This is a genomic window from Mangrovimonas yunxiaonensis, from assembly GCF_000733475.1.
Taxonomy (GTDB): domain Bacteria; phylum Bacteroidota; class Bacteroidia; order Flavobacteriales; family Flavobacteriaceae; genus Mangrovimonas; species Mangrovimonas yunxiaonensis.
In genome coordinates, this window is record NZ_JPFK01000007.1 from 650,498 (window position 1) to 674,450 (window position 23,953).

Annotated in this window: 20 protein-coding genes; all 20 read left to right on the plus strand. The window is 34.0% G+C overall.

Annotation, left to right across the window (positions count from 1 at the left end; genetic code table 11):
* Nucleotides 1-42 precede the first annotated feature (42 nt).
* Complete coding sequence (mnmE, locus tag IA57_RS10370) at nt 43-1,440, plus strand: tRNA uridine-5-carboxymethylaminomethyl(34) synthesis GTPase MnmE (RefSeq protein WP_036122930.1); 1,398 nt, start codon at nt 43-45, stop codon at nt 1,438-1,440.
* Nucleotides 1,441-1,561: 121 nt separating this feature from the next.
* Nucleotides 1,562-2,023, plus strand: a complete 462-nt coding sequence (locus tag IA57_RS10375; protein WP_229730290.1) for a helix-turn-helix domain-containing protein — start codon at nt 1,562-1,564, stop codon at nt 2,021-2,023.
* 7 nt (nt 2,024-2,030) lie between these two features.
* Nucleotides 2,031-3,125, plus strand: a complete 1,095-nt coding sequence (locus IA57_RS10380) for a site-specific integrase (protein WP_036122932.1) — start codon at nt 2,031-2,033, stop codon at nt 3,123-3,125.
* On the plus strand, nt 3,125-4,072 hold the full coding sequence (locus IA57_RS10385) for a DUF6617 family protein (protein WP_036122933.1): 948 nt from the start codon (nt 3,125-3,127) through the stop codon (nt 4,070-4,072). Before IA57_RS10380 ends, IA57_RS10385 begins: the two co-directional genes overlap by 1 nt.
* A gap of 160 nt (nt 4,073-4,232) precedes the next feature.
* Nucleotides 4,233-4,532 (plus strand): helix-turn-helix domain-containing protein, encoded by a 300-nt coding sequence (locus IA57_RS10390; RefSeq protein WP_036122936.1) that lies wholly within the window; start codon nt 4,233-4,235, stop codon nt 4,530-4,532.
* Nucleotides 4,529-4,825, plus strand: coding sequence for a helix-turn-helix domain-containing protein (locus IA57_RS10395; protein ID WP_027879784.1), 297 nt, complete (start codon nt 4,529-4,531; stop codon nt 4,823-4,825). The genes IA57_RS10390 and IA57_RS10395 overlap by 4 nt, the downstream gene beginning before the upstream one ends.
* Nucleotides 4,812-5,720 carry a BT4734/BF3469 family protein gene (locus tag IA57_RS10400; RefSeq protein ID WP_036122943.1) on the plus strand — a complete coding sequence of 303 codons (909 nt, stop codon included), beginning with the start codon at nt 4,812-4,814 and terminating at the stop codon, nt 5,718-5,720. The genes IA57_RS10395 and IA57_RS10400 overlap by 14 nt, the downstream gene beginning before the upstream one ends.
* The gene (locus IA57_RS10405; protein WP_036122945.1) at nt 5,717-7,468 is read left to right on the plus strand and encodes a DUF3987 domain-containing protein; all 1,752 of its coding nucleotides are present in this window, start codon (nt 5,717-5,719) and stop codon (nt 7,466-7,468) included. Before IA57_RS10400 ends, IA57_RS10405 begins: the two co-directional genes overlap by 4 nt.
* 155 nt (nt 7,469-7,623) lie before the next feature.
* Nucleotides 7,624-7,929: a helix-turn-helix domain-containing protein gene (locus IA57_RS10410; protein ID WP_036122948.1), complete on the plus strand. Its 306-nt coding sequence runs from the start codon at nt 7,624-7,626 to the stop codon at nt 7,927-7,929.
* Nucleotides 7,930-11,163: an Eco57I restriction-modification methylase domain-containing protein gene (locus tag IA57_RS10415; RefSeq protein ID WP_036122951.1), complete on the plus strand. Its 3,234-nt coding sequence runs from the start codon at nt 7,930-7,932 to the stop codon at nt 11,161-11,163.
* 2 nt (nt 11,164-11,165) lie between these two features.
* Complete coding sequence (locus IA57_RS10420) at nt 11,166-11,756, plus strand: hypothetical protein (protein WP_036122953.1); 591 nt, start codon at nt 11,166-11,168, stop codon at nt 11,754-11,756.
* Nucleotides 11,757-11,977: 221 nt separating this feature from the next.
* Nucleotides 11,978-14,089, plus strand: a complete 2,112-nt coding sequence (locus IA57_RS10425) for a Piwi domain-containing protein (protein WP_084176749.1) — start codon at nt 11,978-11,980, stop codon at nt 14,087-14,089.
* A gap of 63 nt (nt 14,090-14,152) precedes the next feature.
* A complete protein-coding gene (locus IA57_RS10430) occupies nt 14,153-14,548 on the plus strand; it encodes a hypothetical protein (protein WP_223878838.1) in 396 nt (131 codons plus the stop codon).
* A gap of 117 nt (nt 14,549-14,665) precedes the next feature.
* A complete protein-coding gene (locus tag IA57_RS10435) occupies nt 14,666-19,000 on the plus strand; it encodes a CusA/CzcA family heavy metal efflux RND transporter (RefSeq protein WP_036122958.1) in 4,335 nt (1,444 codons plus the stop codon).
* A 4-nt stretch (nt 19,001-19,004) separates the two neighbouring features.
* On the plus strand, nt 19,005-20,210 hold the full coding sequence (locus IA57_RS10440) for an efflux RND transporter periplasmic adaptor subunit (protein ID WP_036122961.1): 1,206 nt from the start codon (nt 19,005-19,007) through the stop codon (nt 20,208-20,210).
* A 2-nt stretch (nt 20,211-20,212) separates the two neighbouring features.
* Entirely contained in the window at nt 20,213-20,626 is a 414-nt protein-coding gene (locus IA57_RS10445; protein ID WP_036122963.1) for a Fur family transcriptional regulator, read from the plus strand.
* Between the two features lie 61 nt (nt 20,627-20,687).
* The gene (merTP, locus tag IA57_RS10450) at nt 20,688-21,281 is read left to right on the plus strand and encodes a mercuric transport protein MerTP (RefSeq protein WP_036122966.1); all 594 of its coding nucleotides are present in this window, start codon (nt 20,688-20,690) and stop codon (nt 21,279-21,281) included.
* Complete coding sequence (locus IA57_RS12735; protein WP_084176750.1) at nt 21,281-21,487, plus strand: GDCCVxC domain-containing (seleno)protein; 207 nt, start codon at nt 21,281-21,283, stop codon at nt 21,485-21,487. The genes merTP and IA57_RS12735 overlap by 1 nt, the downstream gene beginning before the upstream one ends.
* 11 nt (nt 21,488-21,498) lie before the next feature.
* Nucleotides 21,499-23,448 (plus strand): heavy metal translocating P-type ATPase, encoded by a 1,950-nt coding sequence (locus tag IA57_RS10455; protein WP_036122967.1) that lies wholly within the window; start codon nt 21,499-21,501, stop codon nt 23,446-23,448.
* Nucleotides 23,449-23,519: 71 nt separating this feature from the next.
* Nucleotides 23,520-23,933, plus strand: a complete 414-nt coding sequence (locus tag IA57_RS10460; protein ID WP_036122971.1) for an HYC_CC_PP family protein — start codon at nt 23,520-23,522, stop codon at nt 23,931-23,933.
* The last annotated feature ends 20 nt before the right edge of the window (nt 23,934-23,953 follow it).

Below are 23,953 nucleotides of genomic sequence, written 5' to 3' on the forward strand. Positions count from 1 at the left end.
GATATGTTCAATGTTCTGTGTGTAATTTAGTACTTTTGTAGTATGGTAAACAACGACACTATTATTGCCTTGGCAACACCTTCGGGTGCTGGTGCTATTGCTGTTTTAAGGGTTTCTGGTAAATTGGCAATTACAATAAGCGCAAAGCTTTTTAAGTCGGTGCATGCTAAATGCCTCACCGAACAAAAAACGCACACCATTCATTTGGGGCATATTGTAGACGGCGAGCGAACTTTGGATGAGGTGCTGGTATCGGTTTTTAGAGATCCGCAATCGTACACAGGTGAAGATGTGGTGGAAATTAGCTGTCACGGGTCGCCTTACATTCAGCAAGAAATTTTACAGCTGTTTCTTAGAAACGGGTGCCGCATGGCCAATGCGGGCGAGTTTACCTTACGGGCGTTTCTAAACGGGAAATTAGACTTAAGCCAGGCAGAAGCTGTGGCCGATTTGATTGCTAGTGATAATGAAGCGTCGCACCAAATAGCCATGCAGCAGATGCGTGGTGGGTTTTCTTCGGAAATTGCTAAGCTACGCGAGGAACTTTTAAATTTTGCGTCTTTAATTGAGTTGGAATTGGATTTTGCCGAAGAGGATGTGGAGTTTGCCGATAGAACGCAATTTAAGGAACTTATTGATAGAATCACGTTTGTGTTAAAACGTCTTATCGATTCGTTTGCTGTGGGGAATGTGATTAAAAACGGGATTCCTGTTGCTATAGTAGGGGAGCCCAACGTTGGAAAATCGACCTTGTTAAATGCGCTTTTAAACGAGGAACGTGCCATTGTTAGCGATATAGCAGGAACCACACGTGATACGATAGAAGATGAAATTTCGATAGGCGGGATTGGTTTCAGGTTTATAGATACCGCAGGTATTCGGGAGACTAAAGATGTGGTGGAGAGCATTGGTATTCAAAAAACCTTTGAGAAAATAGCCCAATCGCAAGTAGTGGTTTACTTGTTTGATGCCGAAGCTGTTTTTGCAAAAAAGGCCTCTTTAGAAGGCATTAAGGTTGAAATAGAGAAAATAAAAAACAAGTACCCCCAAAAGCCCTTGGTGGTCATAGCCAATAAGGTAGACCAGATTAACGCTGCCGAGCTGCAACAGCTTAAAGCAGAGCTTCCCAACATGGAATTGTTGTCTGCCAAAACCGGAAAAGGTGTGGAAGAGCTTAAATTGATTTTAACCAATTTTGTGAATACAGGCGCCTTGAGAAACAACGAAACCATTGTAACCAACTCTAGGCACTACGATGCGCTTATTAAAGGTTTAGAAGAAATTCAGAAAGTTAAATACGGTTTGGAATCTGGCTTGTCGGGCGATCTTATGGCTATAGATATTCGCCAAGCCCTGCATTATTTTGGGGAAATTACGGGCCAAGTTACTAACGATGAGTTGCTTGGGAATATTTTTGCTAATTTCTGCATCGGGAAGTAACTTACTTTCTTTTATTTGTTAATCCTTTGTTATTGTTGGTTTTATAGTGTTTTATCTTCTTTTATTTGTTGCTTATTTACTCTTTTTTGATTAAATTTGTTGTGTATCTGTTGCCTTAAATATGGATTTGTTGCCCAAATCTGTTGGCGAAAATAAAGGCGAAATGATGCACCATAACGCACCACGTTGCACCATTACGCTACATAAAGCACCATTTATGAGCAGTAATTTATTCATTCCTAAAACTTGTAAGCATTGCGGTAATGCGTTTACAGCACGCACAACAGTTACTAAATACTGTGGTGATACTTGTGCAAAAAGGGCATATAAGGCTCGCAAGCGTCAAGAAAAAATCCAAGCTACTCTTACTGAAGATATGCAACAGCAAAAACAAGTTGTTGAAGTTTACAATCCTAATGCTGTAAATAACAAAGATTTTTTAAGCGTTACAGAAGCCTCACAACTTATTGGTGTGAGTAGATGGACCATTCAAAGAATGATTCAACAAGGACGTTTAAAAGCAGTTCCTTTTGGTAGAAAGCGTATTGTGGCCAGATGGCAAATAGAAAACCTCTTTAATTAATTCCATTATGAAAGTAACATTAAGACAACGCAAGAAGAACGACAAAATAAGCCTGTATTTAGATTACTATCATAAAGGTAAACGTAAAACCGAATACTTACGCTTATACCTTACACCAAATCCTAAAACCAAAACGGAAAGAGAGGTAAATAGGAAAACGAAGCAACTTGCAGAAACTATTTGTGCACAACGACAGATTGAAATTCAAAACGGTATTTATGGCTTTCAAGATATTGAAAAGCTAAAAGGCAGTTTTATTACTTACATCACAGCTTTAGCAGAAAAGAAAAATACAAGCTCTGGCAACTATGGAAATTGGAATAGTATGCTAAAACATTTAAAAAAGTTTTGTCCAACTGATGTTAGTTTTCAAGACATAGACAAATCATTTGTTGAGCGTTTCAAAGAGTATTTAGATAAAGATGCAATAAGTAGAGCAGGTAAAAAACTGTCTCAAAATTCAAAATATTCATATTTCGGAAAATTTTCAGCAGCATTAAAACAGGCGGTCAAGGATGGTATTTTAAAAGTAAATCCTGCAAATGGTGTTGAATACTTCAAACAAGGCGAACCTCAACGAGAATTTTTAACGCTTGATGAATTACAAAAAGTAGTTAATACAGAATGTGAACTGCCTATTTTAAAGAATGCTTTTATTTTTTCAGCTTTAACCGGATTACGTTGGTCAGATATTGAAAAACTAATATGGTCAGAAATCCAGCACTCTAAAGAAATGGGATATTATATCAGGTTTAGACAAAAGAAAACTAAAGGTGTTGAAACCTTACCAATATCAGACCAAGCAAGAAATCTATTAGGAGAAAAAGGTAATCCAGATGATAAAGTGTTTGATGGCTTACATTATAGTGCCTGGTCTAACTTAAAGCTACAACAATGGATGATGAAAGCAGGTATTACTAAAAATATAACCTTCCATTGCGCGCGCCATACCTACGCTACCTTACAATTAACATTGGGTACAGACATATATACAGTATCAAAATTATTAGGTCATAAAGAATTACGCACTACACAGATATATGCTAAAGTAATTGACGATAAAAAGAAAGAAGCTGCTAACCGTATTCAACTGGATTTATAATGAAAGGAAGTGTATTTTCAAGTTTGGTTTCTATAACCAATGGCTTACATAGAGATAATAGACAAAAAAAGGATTTTAAATACTTATTGTCTGATTTTAATTTGAATCCAAAAGCTAATAACGCAGTTTTTAAAGTAAACTTTAAAAAGCCTTTAAATGCGAAAAAAGAATACTACCAAAAGCTAATATTTAATGAAACAGAAAATACAGTAGCATCATTTGTAAAGGAATTTCCCAAAAATACAACCACACCAGAAAATAAATACAGCTATACCATTCTACTTAATAAATTTGATAAGTACTTAAATGACATTGCAGCTTATATCAATAAAAGAGTAATAACAGCAGATTTAAATAATGATGATAATTATATCATAAACTACTTAAAAGTGTCTGCTATAAGATTGTATGCTGAACTACAAGAGCAATACGGTCAGTTTTCAGAAAACACAACATTTTCTATTTCAGAAATTGCAGAAAAATACTTTAATGATGAAACTTTTGATGTTAATGTGATAGAAAAGAGCACCACTAAAAAAGTTGCTACCAAAAAAACATCAAAAACGAAAGCAAAACCAAAGACTTCTTTCGGATATAAAAGTAATGACACTTCAACTTTGCTAACTGTGCTCAAACTGGTAAATCTAAAAATAGATTTGTTAGATAACCGTACAACTGTAGAACAGTTGCACGAACTCTTATTAGCAAAAGATTTCACAAATACAGAATCGCAAATTTATCTTCAATGCGAGACGACACAGTTTAGTTACCTTGTAACAAAACTTAAACCATTTTTTATTTATTTCAATCCTACGGCAATAGAACGTTCTGGAAAATTTGTTACCAAAACAGGTACGCTATTAAAGGCTAATAATCTTCACAAAAACAAAGTTCATAACCCAAAAGAAAAGGAAGAAATAGATAAAATTATCCAACAACTGCAATAAAAAACAGTAAGAATAGTAAGAAACCTTACTGTTGTCTTACCCTTGTTTTACACTCTTACTAAAATCGAGAAGCCAATTTTGAACCTTTGTCCTGTTCTTGAAAACCAAGAATGACATTTGGCCAGATGTCCATTTACTATAAACTAAAATTTTATTAGTTATGGACGAAATATTAGAACGTCTCAAAATTATTGAACAGCACGTTTTAGACAGAAACATTATTGTAAAAAACGTATTGAGCTTCAACGAAGCGTGTAAGTTTTTGGAATTATCACAATCCCATTTATACAAACTTACAAGTACAGGAACCATTCCACATTATAAACCGAATGGAAAGAAAATTTATTTTAACAGAGTCGAATTAGAAGAATGGTTATTAAGTAACCGTGTTGATTCACAAGATGAAATCGAACAGCAAGCTGCCGATTACCTAATTAAGAAAGGAGCGGTGAAGTTATGACTGAAATAATCGATTTAATCTTGGCACTCTCGCAAGATATCAAGGACTTAAAAGCACGTATCGAATTGTTGCGACAATCGAGAGCAGAAGTATTAAAGGATACGTGGATAGACAATCAAGATGTATTGCAGACTTTACATATTAGTAAGCGTACGTTGCAAACTTTAAGAACCAATGGCACTTTGCCTTACAGCAAAGTAAAAGGTAAATTTTACTATAGAGTTGCTGACATAGAGCAATTGCTTCAAGATAACTACTACAACCATAATTTCAAGCAAGATGGAAATAAGTAGAGAAGCAATTTTAGACAAAACACATTATGGCTTAAAGATTTATGCCTATGTGTTAAGACAGTATTATCCTGATACAACAGTCCTTTCCGTAAAAGTAAGGGACTGCGGGATAACTCGTAACCCATTTAATGGTGGAAAAGAAACTTTACGGATTCATATTGATGGAGTGATTGCAACCCATAGAGATACCGAACTAAAAACCTTTAACGGTGATGTATTTGAATTTGCCAAATATCATTTTAAAACTATTGATGAAGCTGATTTATTGCAGAAAATAAATGAAGCAGTACATCTGAATTTAGAAATCAAAGAAAATGACGAGTTAGAATGGTTAAACGAACCAGACGATACCTGGTATGCTTACTGTAGCTTTTTCAAAGCACCTGTTCGTAATGTATTTCCTGCGGAAACATTGCGACTGCATCAAATATTTGCATTAATCACAAGTGATAAATACAAAAGGATTACTGAAGAATTAAGAGCAATTACCAATGTAAAAGAAGCACGTAAATTCAAAGCAAATCGCTTTGATTACGTAACACTTTCAGGAATATTTGAAAAACGAGGCGATAAAAATTTGCTAAAGCATTCTAATTTATTAACCATTGATTTTGACCATTTAGAGAATCTACAAGAGTTAAGAACACAGCTCTTAAATGATGAATATTTTGAAACCGAAATGCTATTCATATCACCATCTGGTGATGGTTTAAAATGGATTATTAGAATAGATGTTTCAGAAGTATCACATTCAGAATATTTCACAGCAGTAGCAAATTACATTAAACACAATTATAACATTGAGGTTGACCAGTCAGGTAAAGACGTTTCCAGAGCGTGTTTTTTACCATATGACCCAACAGCCTTTCTACATAAAAGACATCAAGCATTATGACAAAAATATTTAACCCAAAAGATTGGTTAGAAGTTCCTAAAGAGCAACCTCAACCAAAAAGCAACACGGCAACAACTAATGTTGTTGCTGTTGCTGATAACGACATTGAATCCTACATTTCAGCAATCGAGCAATCAGGTTTGGACATAACAGGAAACTATGCAACTTGGAGAGATTTAGGTTTTGCTTTAGCTGAAGAATATGGAGAAACAGGAAGAGATTATTTCCACCGAATAAGCAAAAACTATGCGGGCTATGATTCAAAAGAATGTGATGAACAATTCAACAAATGCTTAAATGCAAAAGGACACGGAATTACTATTGCTACCTTTTACCATAACGCACATCAATCAGGTATCAAACCGACCAAACAACAGTACAACAACGAAGTTGCAACAAACGTTGCAACTATTGTTGATACACCCAACCAAGCAATGCCAACAATACCGGATGAGGTATTTAATACCTTACCGCAGTTTTTACAACAAGTTGTAAATCCAGCGAGCAGTCAAGAGGAAAAGGACATTTTGTTATTAGGCGCATTAACAGCATTTAGTGCGTGCTTTCCTAAACTCTTCGGAATCTATGACCAACGTAAAGTGTTTTGTAATTTATATCTATTTGTTACAGCACCTGCATCTGCAGGTAAAGGAAGACTTAACCAAATTAAAAATTTGGTAGAACCTGTTCACAAGTTAAAACGGGAACAAGCCAAAGTATTAAAACAGCAATTTCAAGCAGAAACTGCTACTTACAATATGAACAAAGGCAAAGATGAAAACTTGGAAAAACCGAGTAAACCACCAGAACGAATGCTGTTTATTCCTGCTAACAATAGTGTAACAGGCGTATATCAATTAATTTCTGATAATGATGGTAGAGGATTAATTTTTGAAACCGAAGGAGATACATTAGCACAAGCCTTTAAAAGCGATTATGGTAATTATTCCGATGGATTTCGTAAAGCCTTTCATCACGAAACCATAAGCTATTATCGTAGAACCGATAGAGAATATGTAGATATTGAGAAACCGTGTTTATCAACAGTATTATCAGGGACACCAAAACAAGTGGCAACCTTAATACCCAATGCCGAAAATGGCTTGTTCAGTCGCTTTATGTTCTACTATATGAATATCAAACCAACTTGGAAAAACGTGTTTCAAAATAGCAATAAAGTAGGTTTAGACGATTACTACAACCAATTGGGTAGCGAGTTTTTAGAACTGTACAAAACCCTGAAAAACAATCCAGAGATTGAAATACGGTTAACTACAACCCAACAACAGCAATTCAATACGTTTTTTGAATCTTTACAGACCAAATACATCAACCTACAACCCGAAGAGTACATTGCAACAATAAGACGTTTAGGTTTAATTGCGTTTAGGATAATGATGCTATTTACAGCCTTTCGCATTATGGAAGATGGCGATGTAAACACAACTAAAGAATGTGAGGATATAGATTTTGAAAACGCACTAACCATAATTTCAATTTTAGTGAAGCACAGTAGTAAAGTCTTTAATGATTTACCTATTGAGCAAAAAGCAACAAAACGTTTAAATAGAAAAGAACGCTTTTTAGAGAGTTTACCAAAGCAATTTAACAGACAGGAGTATTTAGATTTAGCTACAAATCAGAGCATCCCACACAAAACCGCAGAAGGCTATATGACTAAATTTGTTGATGCAGGATTAATACACAGAGAAGCCCACAACAACTATTCAAATCCTGCAAAGATATAGTTAAGGATTTCGAGGATTTAAGGATATGATTAAATGGATTTCCTCAAATCCTCAACTTCCTCATTACCTGTTAATAACTGTTTATATCTTTTTACTTTCCTTTTGTTTCCTTTTCTTAAATTAGACAAATATTGACAAGTCAAAATATCTCTAAAATGACATTTGGTAATTATATAAGGAAGTTAAGGGAAGAAAAGCAACTATTACTGCGTGAGGTTGCCTCTCAAATGAACATTGATACCGCCTTATTAAGTAAAATTGAACGTGGTACACGTATGGCCCGAAAGGAACAGGTGGAAGATTTAGCAAAGGCATTAAACAAAAGTGAAAGTGATTTACTAAAGTTTTGGATGGCTGATAAAATTGTCAATATGCTTAAAGATGAATCCAACAGTACGGAAATCCTCAAAAAAGTAGAAGAAGAAATTAAGAACTTAACCAACAAAAACCAGCAGCTTTAAATGGCATTATTTCAAACATCAGTAATAAAAACATATCTGGCGCAACAAGATAATTCAGTTGTAGAGCGTGCCTATAAAAAATATACCAAGTATTTTCACAATGCTACCATTCAAGAGAATATTAAAAACTCTAAAGAAGAACAGTACCAGGCAAAGTTTCTGGATGAGCTGTTTGTCAATGTCTTGGGTTATACGCTAAATCCAAAGCCTGATTTTAATATCACTACCGAGTTTAAAAACCAAAAAGGCGCAGGTAAAGCAGATGGAGCTATTTTAAAGGAAGCTAAAGCAATTGGCGTAATTGAACTAAAGGGAACCAATACCAAAGATTTAGAAAGCATCCGTAAACAGGCGTTCGATTATAAAGCCAATCAAAAAGGCTGTGTGTATGTCATTACATCCAATTTTGAGAAGTTGAGGTTTTACATCAACGACGCTACCGAGTTTTTGGAGTTCAATCTCTTTCAATTAGCACCCGAAGAATTTGCTTTAATGTACCTGTGCTTACAAAAGGATAACATTCTTAACAATCTACCGCTAACTATAAAAGAAGCATCTTTAGTTGAAGAAGACAAGATTACCAAACAGTTTTACAACGACTATTCCGTATTTAAACGCGAACTCTTTAGAGACCTCGTAAAACGAAATGCCAAACGCATTAAAATGGATGCTGTCATTGCGAGCGAAGCGCGGCAATCTCTTGAAGAGAACAACGCGAATGAGAATAAAGCACTCGAAAAAAACGTAAAATTATCCCTATTCAAAAAATCACAGAAACTCATAGACCGTTTTCTGTTCATTTTCTTTGCCGAAGATAGAGACCTCTTACCACCAAACTCAACCATCCAAATTCTCGACAAGTGGAAAGCCGATATCGATTTTGGTGACGAACGTCCATTATATGGATTGTTCAAACAATACTTTCACTTTCTCGACCAAGGCAGAAAAGGCACAACCTCAAGAGCCGAAATATATGCCTACAATGGCGGATTGTTTAAACCGGATGCCATTCTCGATAGTTTAGAGATTGATGATGATTTGCTGTACAAACACACTTATAAACTCGCTAAATACGATTTTAGCAGTCAAGTAGATGTCAATATTTTAGGGCACATCTTTGAAAACTCACTTAACGAAATAGAAAGTGTTAATGCCGAAATTGAAGGTGGCGAGTTCGATAAGCAAAAGAGCAAGCGTAAAAAAGATGGCGTGTTCTACACACCAAAATACATTACCAAATACATTGTAGAAAATACCGTTGGTAAACTTTGCCAAGAGAAAAAAGACCAATTAGGTTTTAAGGAAGAAGCATATTTCGAAATAAAAAAGGGGACACACCAAAACACCAAAAAGCAATTATTAGAGGTTTTAGATAATTACAGAGCGTGGTTACTACAAATCACTATATGCGACCCAGCTTGTGGCTCTGGAGCATTCTTAAACCAAGCATTAGATTTTCTTATTAAAGAACACCGTTACATCGATGAGCTAAAAGCAAAAGTATTGGGTGGTGGCCTTATATTAAGCGATATAGAAAACACCATTTTAGAAAACAATATTTATGGGGTTGACCTTAACGAAGAATCTGTAGAAATTGCTAAACTATCGCTTTGGTTACGTACCGCACAACCACGACGAAAACTAAACGATTTAAGCAACAATATTAAATGTGGTAACTCATTAATTGATAGCAAAAACGTAGCAGGAGATAAAGCCTTTAATTGGCAACAAGAATTTCCACAGATTTTTGATAAAGGTGGTTTTGATGTGATTATTGGGAATCCGCCTTATGTTAGACAAGAATTGTTTAAGGATATTAAACCATATTTAGAAAAGCATTATAAATGCTATAATAGTATTGCCGATTTATACACTTATTTTATTGAAAAAGGGATTAATTTAATGAATGAAAGAGGACTATTTTCATTCATTTTACCAAACAAGTTTTTAAAAGCCACTTATGGTAAACAAATACGAAAAGTGATTAAGGAAGAATCCAATTTAGAATTACTTTTTGATTTTGATGATTACCCTGTTTTTGCAGATGCTACTACCTATCCAATTATCTATGTCTTAAACAATAATAAAGAAGATAACAAAAAGTCGTTTGTGTATTCTGAGATCAATAAAAGAACAAGTAGCTCTGACCCCATAAATACGCTTGAAACTAATAAAGTTATTGTTCCTTATGAATCATTAACTGAAGATATGTGGAACTTTATTGATGTAACTTCATTTGAAATATTAAACAAATTAGCAAACGATTCCATTGAATTAGGTAAATATGTCAACAAGAAAATTTATAGAGGTTTAACAACTGGCAGAAATGAAGCGTTTATAGTTGATGGAGAAAAGCGAAAAGAATTAATAGCTAAAAACTCTAAAAATGCTGAAAGAATTAAAGTTTTAGCAACAGGAAAAGAAGTAAAAAGAAATCATTTTAATTTTCAAGATAAATACTTGTTGTTTACTGGGTATGATGATGATATACCAAATCTATATCCTGATATCCAAGAAGAGTTAGATAACTACAAGGATGCTTTAATAAAAAGATATGACCAAGGCGAAAATTATTGGAATTTAAGAGCGTGTGCATACTATGAAGAAATGCAACAACCAAAAATAATCTATCCAAGAATTAACAATAGAGGTAATTTTTATTTTGATGAAAAAGGAGAAGTTTTCTTGTTGGACAATAACTTTTTTATCTCAACAGATTCTAAAGCATTATTAGCTCTTTTAAATTCCAAATTGGTGTATTTCTATTTAAAGAATGTTTGTACAACATTACAAGGTGGTTTTTATGATTTTAGAAGAGATAAAATAACAACCATACCAATTTCCAACAAGTTTAAAGATATTGGTTCCGAATTATCGAAATTAAGCAATAATCTAATTGAACTAAATGATAGTAGTAATAAGGTCCAAGATTCCTTTAGAAAATATTTCTGTATCAAATTTAATTTAGAAAAGTTATCAGGAAAACTTGAAAACTGGCACGAGTTAGACTTTGCAGACTTTATAAAAGAACTCAACAAAGCCATTAAAAAAGCAGGTGGCACACCGCTTACCAAAAAAGACGAGTTTGAGTGGTTAGAACTCTTCGAGGATAACAAGAAAAAAGCCCAAGAGTTACAAACCCAAATCACCCAAACAGAAAAAACAATTGATACTATGGTGTACGATTTATATGGCTTAACAGAGGAAGAACGAGATATTGTAGAAAATAGTTAGTAATGAAAGAAAATAAAAAGGAAATTGTAAAATTCACACCCAAACAGCTTGAAGGTTGGGAAGAGTATCGTAATGCACTTTATATTCAAAAATCAAAAAGTGACGATTTATTTGAAAAAGCCATTACGTTTATTTCATCTGGTGCTTTAGGACTCACATTGACTTTTCACGATAAAATAGTACCTGTCGAAAATTCTATTTGCGTAATCATCATTGCAATTGGCTGGACACTCTTGATAACAACACTTTTTATTAATCTTATCAGTCATTATCAATCCAGTAAATCAACAGATGCTTCAATCGACGAAATTGATGGAATATTAGACTATAAAATCAATTATTCAACCTATCAAGTTAATTTGCATAAGAGAAATAAGAAAATTGACAATCTTAATAAAACGTCTATATACCTTTTAGGAATAGGTCTATTTTTAATTATAATTTACGTATCAATAAACATTCATTATGGCAAAGAAAAGCAACTCGACACCAAAGTCGAAACCTCAAAACAGGCAACAACCAAAGACAAACAGTCAGAGTCAAAAAGGACAATCGATTCCACGTCCTACATCTCAATTAAACAACAACCCTAAAAAAAAGTAGAATGGCAAACAAAGACAACTCATCCAAGCAAAAAACAGTTAAAATTGATTTAGGAAACACTATTAAAAGACCTTCAAACAATTTAAAACCAAAAGATAGTAAACCTAAAAATAAATAATACTTGTCATTGCGAGAAGCGCAGCGACGTGGCAATCTTTTAAATTGAAACTAAAAAAATAAATATGTAAAACCCAAAAACACCTCATTACCAATGCAAGAACACCTCAAAACTAACATACTCAACTTTAAATGGCCTAATAGTGCGCCTACTATTTATTTAACTTTAGAGGATATGGAAGGCAGTCATCCCATCCATAAATCTAAATTTTCAAGGCAGATTAAAGAGGTGTTTCCAGATGCAGACCTATCTAATACAGACCAGATATTTACAACATTTACAACAGAAATACCCAATGCACCAAACATTAAGCTAAATTTAGTAGATGGTAAAGAATTAAGAATATACAAGCAATTCCTTAAACACCAATTAAGAAGCTATTTTAAATCTAAAGACTATATAGTAGTAAAAAACTTCGTTGGTGATGTACAAGTGTGGATGCCTTCAAAAAAAGGGAATACAACAGACTATAACCTCTACTATAAATTTTCATTTAAAATACAGTTTGCAAAACTCACAGACTTACCAGAGTTAATTGTATCATACGATGGTACTTCAAAAGTCCTTACAACGTCGGTTAAGGATATAGAGGATTCAGAGCTAATAAAGCGTTGTGTATATGGTCAAAAAACGTTCAATTACCAAATGGACCTCGACACAGAGGAAAAAGAAGAATTTTACAATGCTATTCAGTTTGAGCAAGCATACCCAATTTTTAATTTGCCATTAGCACGAGCATTAGATATTCCTATTGAGGAACCTGTAAGGCCAGCCAACAAATACCAAAAGTATGTAGCACTTATTAATAATTTCGCTACCAATTATCTATTTACAGAAGATTTCAAAGCCATATTTCCGTTTAAGACTGATGCGTTTATTGATGTGCCACTCAATCGTATCAATCACATTGACCCACAAGTAGGTTTATTGGAATTTGGTAAAGACCAATACGGTAATAAAAAAACACATTTAGTACCTAAATTGGCAATGAATAACCTCAACCCTTACAAAAGACCAAACAACCAAAACATTAAGTTTTTCTTTGTGTACCATACCTCACATAAAGAAGCTATTAAGACCTTTTATAACAACCTTAAATTTGGTGTTACCTCTCAAAAAAAATATTTTAAAGGGATTGAGGCTTATGTAAATATTAAGGCTTCAACGTCTAAAGAACATTTTATAGAGTTTAAAAATGAAAACGACCCAATACCAGAAATAACAGAGCAGTTAGAAAACCTTTCGTTTGACCACGATAATGTACGTTATGCAGCGTTCTATTTAAGTCCTTTCGATAAGTATACACCAAATCCCGAAGACCGAGAAATCTATATTCAAATCAAAGAACTCTTTTTAAACGAAGGCATTGTTACACAAGTTGTAGATTATGAAAAAATGGTGGTCAATATCGAGAATCAATACAACTTCCAATTTTCATTGCAAAATATGGCGTTGGCAATTCACGCCAAATTAGGTGGTGCACCTTGGAAACTCGCAGTAACTGATAAAAAGGAATTAGTAATTGGTGTTGGTGCATTTACCAATCAAGGCGAAAACAGACGGTATATTGCAAGTGCTTTTAGTTTTCAAAACAATGGCTTGTTTAGAAAGTTCGAGTATTTCGACCAAAGCGAAACAGACCTATTAGCAGGTAGTATATGTAAAGCCATAAGAGATTTTACATCGGTTGCAGAAGCAGATAAAGTAGTGATTCACTTTTATAAGGAAATGAGTTACGAGGAACTAAAACCAATTATTAGAGGGATGCATACATTAGGCTTAAAAATTCCACTCTACATTCTAAATATCAATAAAACAGAAGCAGAAGATATTATTGCTTACGACCTTAATTGGAATAAAAAGCTAATGCCAGTTAGTGGGACATACATACGAATTAGCGAAAATCAATTCCTATTGTTTAATAATGCACGTTATCCAAGTGACCGTTTTTATTCAGATACAGATGGTTATCCATTCCCAATAAAGATAAAAATAAGCAGTCCAGATGAAGATGCTTTTGAAGATGCAGATGTAGTGTTAGAATTATTAACACAAGTGTATCAGTTTAGCAGATTGTATTGGAAATCACTTCGACAACAAAATGTTCCAATCACTATAAAATATCCAGAAATGGTAGCACAAATAGCACCACGATTTAATAATGGTGTTCCAGACGATGCTAAAGATGCTCTATGGTTTTTGTAATTTACCAATCAATTTATTTGCAACACCATTGCATTCAATAATTTGTATATTTGTATAAATTATATGAAAATATTTGTTTCCATATCAATGTCTATTTTATTCTTTTTTCAAGGGATAAGCATAGATATGGACTTTTGTGGTCCAATTAAAGAAATTTCAAATGTAATTACCCATTATCAAGACCATAAAATTTATGGAGACTCTTTCCTTGATTATGTAGTTGAAGACTACATTGACGGCGATTCTAAAAATGGAGAGCATCATCATAACCCAGATAAGGAGAATACACCAGTCCATTCCCATAATCAATGTTGTCACCCTTTAGTGTTAATTATAGCTAACAATAATTTGGCTTTAACCAATCGACTAAAGTTTGAAAAGAAAAAACAATATAATTTACATAAAGTAAACTTCACTTCCAGATATTTGGAATCACTTTTCCAGCCACCTAAAGTATAATTCAGTTTTTTAAAGGATAGCTATATCCTTACGCAATGCTTTTTAACAAAAGCATTGCTTCGCTTTTATTTTGCGCGAAGCGCAAAATGATATGTTTAACTGAATTAAAATTTTACTATGATTAATAAAATCATTGATTTTTCAATCAATAACAAATTCATTATTGGTTTGCTTACGCTTACCATAATTGGAGCAGGTATTTGGAGTATGACCAAAGTGCCAATCGATGCTGTTCCAGACATTACCAATAACCAAGTACAGGTTATTACACAAGCACCTAATTTAGGTACAGAAGATATTGAACAATTTGTAACCTACCCTGTGGAAGTTGCAATGAGCAACCTGCCTGATGTAAAGGAAATTAGGTCAATCTCTCGTTTTGGCTTATCGGTTGTTACCATCGTATTCGACGATGATATGGGAACCTATCTACCTCGTCAATTAGTAGCCGAAAAACTAAACGAAGTCAAAGAACAAATTCCAGCTGGTTTTGGAGAACCTACTATGGGACCTATTTCCACAGGATTAGGGGAAATTTATCAATACACCTTAAAAGTAGCACCAGAGTATAAAGACAAATACGACATTGCAGATTTACGCTCAATGCAGGATTGGATTGTACAACGTCAAATGGCAATGGTAGAAGGTGTGGTTGAGGTTAACGCCATAGGCGGTAAAATTAAACAATACGAAGTCGCGGTTGACCCAAACGATTTAAACGCAATTGGATTGACCATTACAGATGTCTTTAATGCACTTGAAGCCAATAATCAAAATACAGGTGGTGCATATATTGAAAAGAACCATCAGGCTAATTTTATTCGTGGAGAAGGCTTGGTACGGAGTTTAGAAGACATTAAAAAAATTACGGTAAAAACCGTTAATAATATTCCTGTAACTATTAATGATATTGCAACTGTGCAATTCGGTTCTGCCATACGTTACGGTGCATTAACCCAAGATGGTGAAGGTGAAGTTGTAGGTGGATTGGTGATGATGCTAAAAGGTGCAAATTCCAATGATGTTATTGCCAATGTAAAAGAGCGAATGGCTCAAATTGAAAAGTCATTACCTGAAGGTGTAATTATTGAACCCTTATTAGACCGAAGTAAATTAATTGGCGAAACAACTTCTACTGTAACCACAAATCTTATTGAAGGTGCATTGATAGTTATTTTTGTGCTTATCTTCTTATTGGGTAATTGGCGAGGTGGTTTAATCGTTGCTTCAACAATACCATTATCCTTATTATTCGCTTTTATTTTAATGAACGTGTTCGATGTTTGGGTAAACTTAATGAGTTTGGGAGCAATAGATTTCGGTATTATAGTTGATGGCGCTGTAATTATTGTAGAAAGTACAGTATTTCTCATTGCATCACAAGTACTAAAAAAGAAACAGCTTACATCCAAAGAGCGAGATAAAGTGGCGTCTAATGCTTCAAAAAAGATGATGAACGCTGCGTTTTTCGGTCAGTTGATTATCCTTATCGTTTTTCTACCCATTTTAGCCTTACAAGGTATTGAAGGAAAGATGTTTAAACCAATGGCATTGACCTTTATTTTTGCTATGATTGGTGCAATGGTACTGTGTTTAACCTATGTGCCAATGATGTCTGCTTTAGTGTTAAGAGCACCAAAAAATGATAAAAAATCTTATGGAGATAGATTTGTACATTGGGTTGAAGACAAATATCAACCTTTATTGGTTAGAGCCTTGCGAAAAGGTAAATGGGTAATTGGTATTGCAGTTGTGTTGTTTGGGATAACCGTTTTTATGTTTTCAAGAATGGGTGGTGAATTTATCCCGCAACTCGATGAAGGTGATATTGCATTTCACGCTATTTTAAAACCAGGTAGTTCCCTTACTGAAACCATTGAAACTACCACTAAAATAGAACAAATAGTAAAAGCCAAATTTCCAGAAGTCGAAAAAATTGTGAGTCGTATTGGTGTTGCTGAAATACCAACCGACCCAATGCCAATGGATTTAGCTGATGTTTTTGTTATTCTGAAACCTAAAAGCGAATGGACAACAGCAGAGACAAAAGATGAATTGATTGAGAAAATGAAAGAAGCGGTTGAAATCGTTCCTGGTGTTAATTATGAATTTACTCAACCTATCGAAATGCGTTTTAATGAGTTGCTTGAAGGTGTGCGTGAAGATATTGCCATTAAACTCTATGGTGAAGACATTGACATACTATCCCAAAAAGCTGAAGAAATATCTAAAATTATTGCAGGTACTGAAGGTATTGGAGATATGAAAGCGGAAGCCACAACGGGTTTACCACAAATGACCATCAATTACAACCGGAATAAATTAGCACAATACGGACTTCAAATAAATACGCTCAATCAAACCGTACAATCTGCATTTGCAGGTGGTACAGCAGGTGTGATTTTTGAAGGTGAAAAACGCTTCGATTTAGTGGTGCGTTTAAGTTCTCAAAACCGAAAGGATATAACAGATGTTCAAAACCTGTACATCAATTTACCTTCAGGTGCTCAAATTCCTTTACGTGAAATTGCAGATGTAAGCTACAAAGCAGGACCAATGCAAATAAGTAGAGACAATACCAACAGAAGAACCTATGTAGGTATCAATGTCAGAGGTCGAGATGTAAAATCTTTAGTAACTGAAATAAAATCAAAATTAGATGCACAATTGGAACTACCATCGGGTTATTTTATTCGCTATGGTGGTGCATTTGAAAATCTGGAACGTGCCAGCAACCGATTACAAACCGTTGTGCCTATTGCATTGTTACTCATATTTATTCTAATATACTTTGCATTAAAATCTTTACCACAAACCTTAATGATTTACATAGCCATTCCAATGGCAACCATTGGTGGTGTTGTAGCCTTATGGTTGCGTGATATGCCATTTAGTATTTCAGCAGGTGTTGGTTTTATTGTGTTGTTTGGCGTTGCAGTTTTAAATGGATTGGTAATGATAAGCGGACTCAACGAATTAAAAGAAGAAGGTGTAACCAATTTAAAGGATAGAATAGTTGAAGGTACTAAACGAAGAATCAGACCTATTATGCTAACTGCTTTTACAGATGTATTAGGCTTTCTACCAATGGCTATTTCATCATCAGCTGGTGCAGAAGTACAGCGTCCTTTGGCAACTGTAGTTATTGGTGGATTATTAACTTCAACTTTGCTTACCTTATTTGTTTTACCAATTTTATATCATTGGGTAGAAAACAAATCTTTTACGTTTAAGCCAAATAAAAAGTTAGTAACAGCAACAGCAGTTGTATTATTACTATTTGGCTTTTCACCACAAAGTAATGCTCAAGAGTTGAATGATACAATTCCCGAAATTTCATTACAGGAAGCTGTTAAACTCGCAAAAAGTAATTATCCATTGCTCAAACAAAAGCAGTTGGAAATTACAAAACAAGAGCAATTAAAAGCGACTGCCTATGATTTCGGAACGACTCAAATTTTTACAGGTGGAGAAGAAGTTAATAGTGGTAATGGCATCTATACAACCATAGGTGTTGGTCAATCCAACATTGATTTATTTGGAATTGGTTCAAAAAGGAAGTTACAAGAACAACGCATTCAGTTAGCACAAAAAGCCTTTCAACTTTCCGAATTAGAACTGGAATTGGAAGTAAAAAAAGCGTGGTCAAAATGCTATCAAATGAAACGGAACTATAACTTGTATAAAGAACTGGATTCCATTTATTCCAAATTTGAACAAGCAGTAGCTTTAAATTATGAAGTCGAAGCCATTTCTAAATTAGAATATTCGGCAGCAAAAAATCAAGCGTTTCAAATTAAAAATAAAAAAGCGCAAGCCTATAGTGATTACCTTATTGCCTTACAGCAATTCAATTTGTGGTTGGTATCAGAAGAAATTTTTACAGTTTCAGATGAATTTGAGGTAGCGATAGATAGTGATATGGAAACGATTAGTATTGAAAACCATCCGTTGTACAGTATGTCGCAGAACATTGTAGATGAAGCGGAAGCTAAATATAAAGCTGCAAAAGCAGATAATTTGCCAAAGTTCAATCTTCAAGGTGGTATACAGAAAGTAAATGGCAATTCAGGGTTTTACACGTATCAAGCAGGTATTTCCATTCCGTTTTTATCAGGTACTAACAAAGCACAAATTAGAAGTTCCAAAATTGATAAAGAAATAGCAGAAACCAATGTAGCGTTCAAAAAACAGGAAGTACAATCAAGGTTTGTTCAGGCTAAAGAAAACTATATAAAATGGAAAACATCTTGGGAGTTTTACAAAGACCAAGTTTTACCATTAACAAAAGAGCAAAAAACAGGTGCATTACTGGCGTACAGAGAAGGCGAAATAGATTATACTGCATTTACGCAGTTGATAAAAGAAGCCATTCAATCGGAACTTGAAGCACAGACTGCATTAGTAAACTATTTAGAAAGCACATTTCAATTACAATATTTTAATCAATAAGACAATGAAAAATAAAATATATAAAATTCTTACCGTAATGGTGTTAACCATTTTTGTTTCAGCTTGCGGAAATAAAGAAAATCATAACGAGAATGATGGTCATTCCCACGATGAGGAAGAAAAAACAGAAGTTGACGAAGAACATAATGAAAGCGAAGAAGTAATGCTATCACAACAGCAATTCGATGCTTTAAAAATGAAAATAGATACGTTGGCATTACGTAATATGAGCGGCTATGTAGAGGCAAACGGAACGTTAGAAGTACTACCACAAAACGAAGCAGCTATTACTACTGTTGTTGGTGCAAATGTCGTTTCAATTGAAGTGATTGAAGGTGATAAGGTTAATAAAGGTCAAGTTGTGGCTTATCTATCGCACCCAAATATCATACAAGCGCAAACGGATTATTTAAACGCTTATAGCAATAGCGAGCTTGCAAAGAAAAATTATGAACGTCAACAAAAATTATACGATGCTGGTGTTGGTTCTGGTGCTAATTTCCAGAAAGCAGAAGCAGAATATCAAGCATCAAAAGCAATGGTTAATGGTTTAGAAGCGCAATTAAGAATACTCAACGTTAACACTACATCAGTTCGCAATGGAACAATTGCACAGCGCATAGCATTGCGAAGTCCAATAGAAGGCTTTGTGCAAAAAGTTGAAGTAAAAACAGGTCAATATGTAGAGCCACAAACCGAATTATTTGAAATTGTAAATACGCATCACGTTCACGCCGATTTTATGGTCTTTGAAAAAGATGTCCATAAAGTACAGAAGGGTCAAAGAGTAAACTTTACGGTACAATCTATACCAGATACAGAACTTACCGCAGAAATCTATTCCGTAAGCATAACCTTTGAGGACAACCCAAAAGCAGTTCACGTTCACGCAGAAATAGAAAACAAAAAAGGTAATTTAATTCCTGGTATGTATATTCAAGGTAAAATTCAAGTAGATAATACCCAAACAAAAGCTTTACCAGAAAGTGCAATTATAAAAGAAGGCGAAAGATATTATGTGTTTTCAGTAGAAAAAGAAAATGACGATTGGAGCTTTAAACCTGTTGAAGTGATTGTTGGAGAAAAAGATGGCAAATGGGTAGCAATTAAATTTACTGAAGAAATAGATGAAAACACACAATTTGCCTATAACAATGCTTATTACCTTAACGCAGAAATGAAAAAAGGAGAAGCAGAACACGAACATTAATTATGCAGACAATAGAACAATTATTAGAGTCAAAACAAATTCGTATTACAGCAATGCGTTTGCTTATATATAAGTTTCTTGCAGAAAAAGAAATAGCAGTAACATTAAGTGACATTGAAAATGCTTTTGAAAAAGCAGATAGAACTACCTTATACAGAACTATTAAAACATTTGAAGATAAAGGAATAGTCCATCAAATTGACGATGGCACAGGGATAACAAAATATGCGTTATGCGAAGAGGGATGTAATTGTGATATTAAAAACGATTTGCATTTACATTTTCATTGTAATAATTGCAATGAAACCATTTGCTTAACAGAACATAAAATACCTCAAATAAAAGTGCCAAATGGTTTTGTGTCAGAGAATGTAAATTTGGTGGTAAAAGGTATTTGCGATAAGTGTAGTGTCTAATTATTGCACTTCCATTGCACTGTTTTTAATTGCATTTTTGTAATCAAAGAATTAAGTAATTATGAAAAGTAAATTAGCGATAACAAGTTTGCTTACAGCAATTACAGCTTCATTATGTTGTATAGCCCCAGTTTTGGCTCTAATCGCGGGAACAAGTGGATTTGCTTCAACTTTTTCTTGGATAGAACCATTTAGACCTTACTTAATAGGGCTAACAATAGTAGTTCTTCTATTTGCTTGGTATCAAAAACTAAAACCAGAAAAAGAAATAGACTGTGAATGTGAAACGGATGAAAAACCAAAATTTATGCAGTCAAAAACCTTTTTAGGTGTTGTAACAGTATTCGCAATAGTGTTGTTGGCTTTCCCATACTACTCAAGTATGTTTTATCCCAATTCAGAGAAACAAATTGTTGTCGTTGATAAATCAAATATAAAAACAACAGAGTATAAAATAAGTGGAATGACTTGTGCCAGTTGTGAAGCTCACGTAAACCACGAAGTAAATAAACTTAACGGAATTGTAAACTCAAAAACATCATACGAAAATGGTAACGCAATCATTGAGTATGATAAAACTAAAACAAATGAAGCGGAAATTGAGAAAGCAATTAACGCAACAGGTTATAAAGTAACTGATAAAAAAGAAAATTAATGAAAACCATATTAAAATCGGAAATCACTTGCCCTAACTGCGGACATAAAAAAGAAGAAGATATGCCAACAAATGCTTGTCAATTCTTTTACGAGTGCGAGAATTGTAAAACGGTACTAAAACCAAACGAAGGTGATTGTTGTGTGTATTGTTCTTATGGTACAGTTCCTTGTCCACCAATTCAACAAAACAAAAGTTGTTGCTAAAACAAAACTAAATGAAAAAAAAGAAAGTCAATTTAAGAGATTTAAAACCAAATTCAGAAGTGCAACACACGCATAATGATGGTCATAATCACGGTAATGGAAGTGCATTCAAAACCTACGTGCCTGCAATAATAAGTTTTACAATGCTTATCATTGGTATAGGTTTAGATTATTTTGATGTTTCATTCTTTAAGGATTGGATTCGTATTGCTTGGTATGGTATTGCATATCTTCCTGTAGGGTTTCCTGTTGTAAAAGAGGGTTGGATTAGTATTAAAAAAGGTGATGTTTTTACAGAGTTCTTTTTAATGTCTATAGCAACCATTGGTGCATTTGTTATTGGTGAATATCCCGAAGGTGTTGCAGTAATGCTATTTTATGCAGTAGGCGAATTATTTCAAAGTGCTGCTGTAAATCGTGCAAAAGGAAATATAAAAGCATTATTAGATGTTAGACCTAAAGAAGCCAATGTATTTCGTGAGGGAGATTATAAAAGTGTTTCGCCAAAAGATGTAAACATTGGAGAAAAAATTCAAATTCGAGTAGGTGAAAAAATTCCATTGGATGGTGTTTTATTATCCGAAAAAGCATCTCTAAACACCGCAGCATTAACAGGCGAAAGCAAACCAGATTCCATTCAGAAAGAAGCAAAGGTTTACGCAGGTAGTATCAATTTAGAAAGTGTTATTGAAGTTGAGGTAACCAACAAGTTTGAAGATAGTTCTATTGCGAGAATATTAGACTTGGTTCAAAATGCTACAGCTCGTAAGTCTAAAACAGAATTATTCATTAGACAGTTTGCTCGTATCTACACACCAATTGTAGTGTTCTTGGCTATTGGTGTTACTTTTATACCTTACTTTTTTGTAGATGATTATATATTTAGAGATTGGTTATACAGAGCATTAATATTCTTGGTAATATCTTGTCCTTGTGCGTTAGTGATTTCAATTCCATTAGGATATTTCGGTGGATTGGGAGCAGCTTCAAAAAATGGAATATTATTTAAAGGTGCTTCATTTTTAGATGCAATGACCAAGATAAATACTTTGGTAATGGACAAAACAGGAACCGTAACTAAAGGTGTTTTTAAAATCAAAGAAGTAAAAGCAATTGATTGGAAAGAAACCGAATTTATGCAATATTTAATGGCGATGGAAGAACAATCCACGCATCCAATTGCTAAAGCAATTTTAGAGTATAAATCAGAAGGAGAAGATTTTGAAGCTCAAGACGTTTCTGAAATTGCAGGTAAAGGATTAAAAGGAATTGTAAATAGTAAAACAGTTTTAGTAGGTAATAAAGCATTAATGATTGCTAATAATATAGAAGTCCCAGCGGAAACGGAAAATATTGTAGAATCTATTGTATTAGTTGCAATAGATAACAAGTTTGCTGGTTATGTGGTAATAGCAGACGAATTAAAAGAAGATGCCAAAGAAACAATTGTCAAATTACAAAAAGTTGGTATCAAAAATATTATGATGCTTTCCGGTGACAAAGATTCCATTACTCAACAAGTCGCTAAAGAGTTGAACATCGAAAATGCAAAAGGTGATTTACTTCCAGAAGATAAGTTAAACGAAGTTGAAATATTAAAAAAGAATCCTGAAAATAAAGTAGCATTTATAGGGGATGGTATAAACGATGCGCCTGTTTTAGCAGCAAGTAACGTTGGAATTGCAATGGGTGGTTTGGGTAGTGATGTAGCTATTGAAACAGCAGACGTTATCATTCAAACCGACCAACCTTCAAAAGTAGTTAGAGCCATTAAAATAAGTCGTTCCACACGCAAAGTAGTTTGGCAGAATATCATTTTAGCGTTTGGAGTTAAAGTTATTGTCTTGATATTAGGAGCAGGTGGTTTAGCCACAATGTGGGAAGCTGTTTTTGCAGATGTAGGAGTAGCATTATTAGCAATTTTAAATGCAGTTCGATTGCAGAAAATGAAATGGGATTAAGCAGATTAATCAATTAAACTTCTGTTAAACAAAATCAATAGTTGTTAAAATTTCGTAACTTCGCAATCAATATGAAGCAGATTTTCCATAAAATAATGTCTTTAGCAATGACTTTTGTAGTGTTATTCTCTACAATGTCATTTACTGTGAATATGCATTATTGTGGAGATACTTTAGTAGAATCTGCTATCTTTCAAAAAGCCAAAGGTTGCGGAATGGAAATGGAAAAGCCTTCAACCGAAGAATGTTCTATTACCAAGAAAAATTGTTGTGATGATAAACAATTAGCAATTGAAGGTCAAGACGAATTACAATTGCAAGTTGACAAAATCACGTTTGAGCAACAAGTATTCATCGCTTCATTTGTTTATACTTACATTAACCTTTTTGAAGGTTTAGACAGTAATGTATCTACCTACGAAGAATACAAACCACCACTCGTCATAAGGCAACTCTACAAGATTGACGAGACATACTTAATTTGATTTTTAAACAATAGACTCTT

Bases quoted from the DNA above. Each gene is read 5' to 3' on its own strand.
- mnmE (WP_036122930.1), top strand. From the start codon at position 43: ATGGTAAACAACGACACTATTATTGCCTTGGCAACACCTTCGGGTGCT.
- IA57_RS10375 (WP_229730290.1), top strand. From the start codon at position 1,562: ATGGATTTGTTGCCCAAATCTGTTGGCGAAAATAAAGGCGAAATGATG.
- IA57_RS10380 (WP_036122932.1), top strand. From the start codon at position 2,031: ATGAAAGTAACATTAAGACAACGCAAGAAGAACGACAAAATAAGCCTG.
- IA57_RS10385 (WP_036122933.1), top strand. From the start codon at position 3,125: ATGAAAGGAAGTGTATTTTCAAGTTTGGTTTCTATAACCAATGGCTTA.
- IA57_RS10390 (WP_036122936.1), top strand. From the start codon at position 4,233: ATGGACGAAATATTAGAACGTCTCAAAATTATTGAACAGCACGTTTTA.
- IA57_RS10395 (WP_027879784.1), top strand. From the start codon at position 4,529: ATGACTGAAATAATCGATTTAATCTTGGCACTCTCGCAAGATATCAAG.
- IA57_RS10400 (WP_036122943.1), top strand. From the start codon at position 4,812: ATGGAAATAAGTAGAGAAGCAATTTTAGACAAAACACATTATGGCTTA.
- IA57_RS10405 (WP_036122945.1), top strand. From the start codon at position 5,717: ATGACAAAAATATTTAACCCAAAAGATTGGTTAGAAGTTCCTAAAGAG.
- IA57_RS10410 (WP_036122948.1), top strand. From the start codon at position 7,624: ATGACATTTGGTAATTATATAAGGAAGTTAAGGGAAGAAAAGCAACTA.
- IA57_RS10415 (WP_036122951.1), top strand. From the start codon at position 7,930: ATGGCATTATTTCAAACATCAGTAATAAAAACATATCTGGCGCAACAA.
- IA57_RS10420 (WP_036122953.1), top strand. From the start codon at position 11,166: ATGAAAGAAAATAAAAAGGAAATTGTAAAATTCACACCCAAACAGCTT.
- IA57_RS10425 (WP_084176749.1), top strand. From the start codon at position 11,978: ATGCAAGAACACCTCAAAACTAACATACTCAACTTTAAATGGCCTAAT.
- IA57_RS10430 (WP_223878838.1), top strand. From the start codon at position 14,153: ATGAAAATATTTGTTTCCATATCAATGTCTATTTTATTCTTTTTTCAA.
- IA57_RS10435 (WP_036122958.1), top strand. From the start codon at position 14,666: ATGATTAATAAAATCATTGATTTTTCAATCAATAACAAATTCATTATT.
- IA57_RS10440 (WP_036122961.1), top strand. From the start codon at position 19,005: ATGAAAAATAAAATATATAAAATTCTTACCGTAATGGTGTTAACCATT.
- IA57_RS10445 (WP_036122963.1), top strand. From the start codon at position 20,213: ATGCAGACAATAGAACAATTATTAGAGTCAAAACAAATTCGTATTACA.
- merTP (WP_036122966.1), top strand. From the start codon at position 20,688: ATGAAAAGTAAATTAGCGATAACAAGTTTGCTTACAGCAATTACAGCT.
- IA57_RS12735 (WP_084176750.1), top strand. From the start codon at position 21,281: ATGAAAACCATATTAAAATCGGAAATCACTTGCCCTAACTGCGGACAT.
- IA57_RS10455 (WP_036122967.1), top strand. From the start codon at position 21,499: ATGAAAAAAAAGAAAGTCAATTTAAGAGATTTAAAACCAAATTCAGAA.
- IA57_RS10460 (WP_036122971.1), top strand. From the start codon at position 23,520: ATGAAGCAGATTTTCCATAAAATAATGTCTTTAGCAATGACTTTTGTA.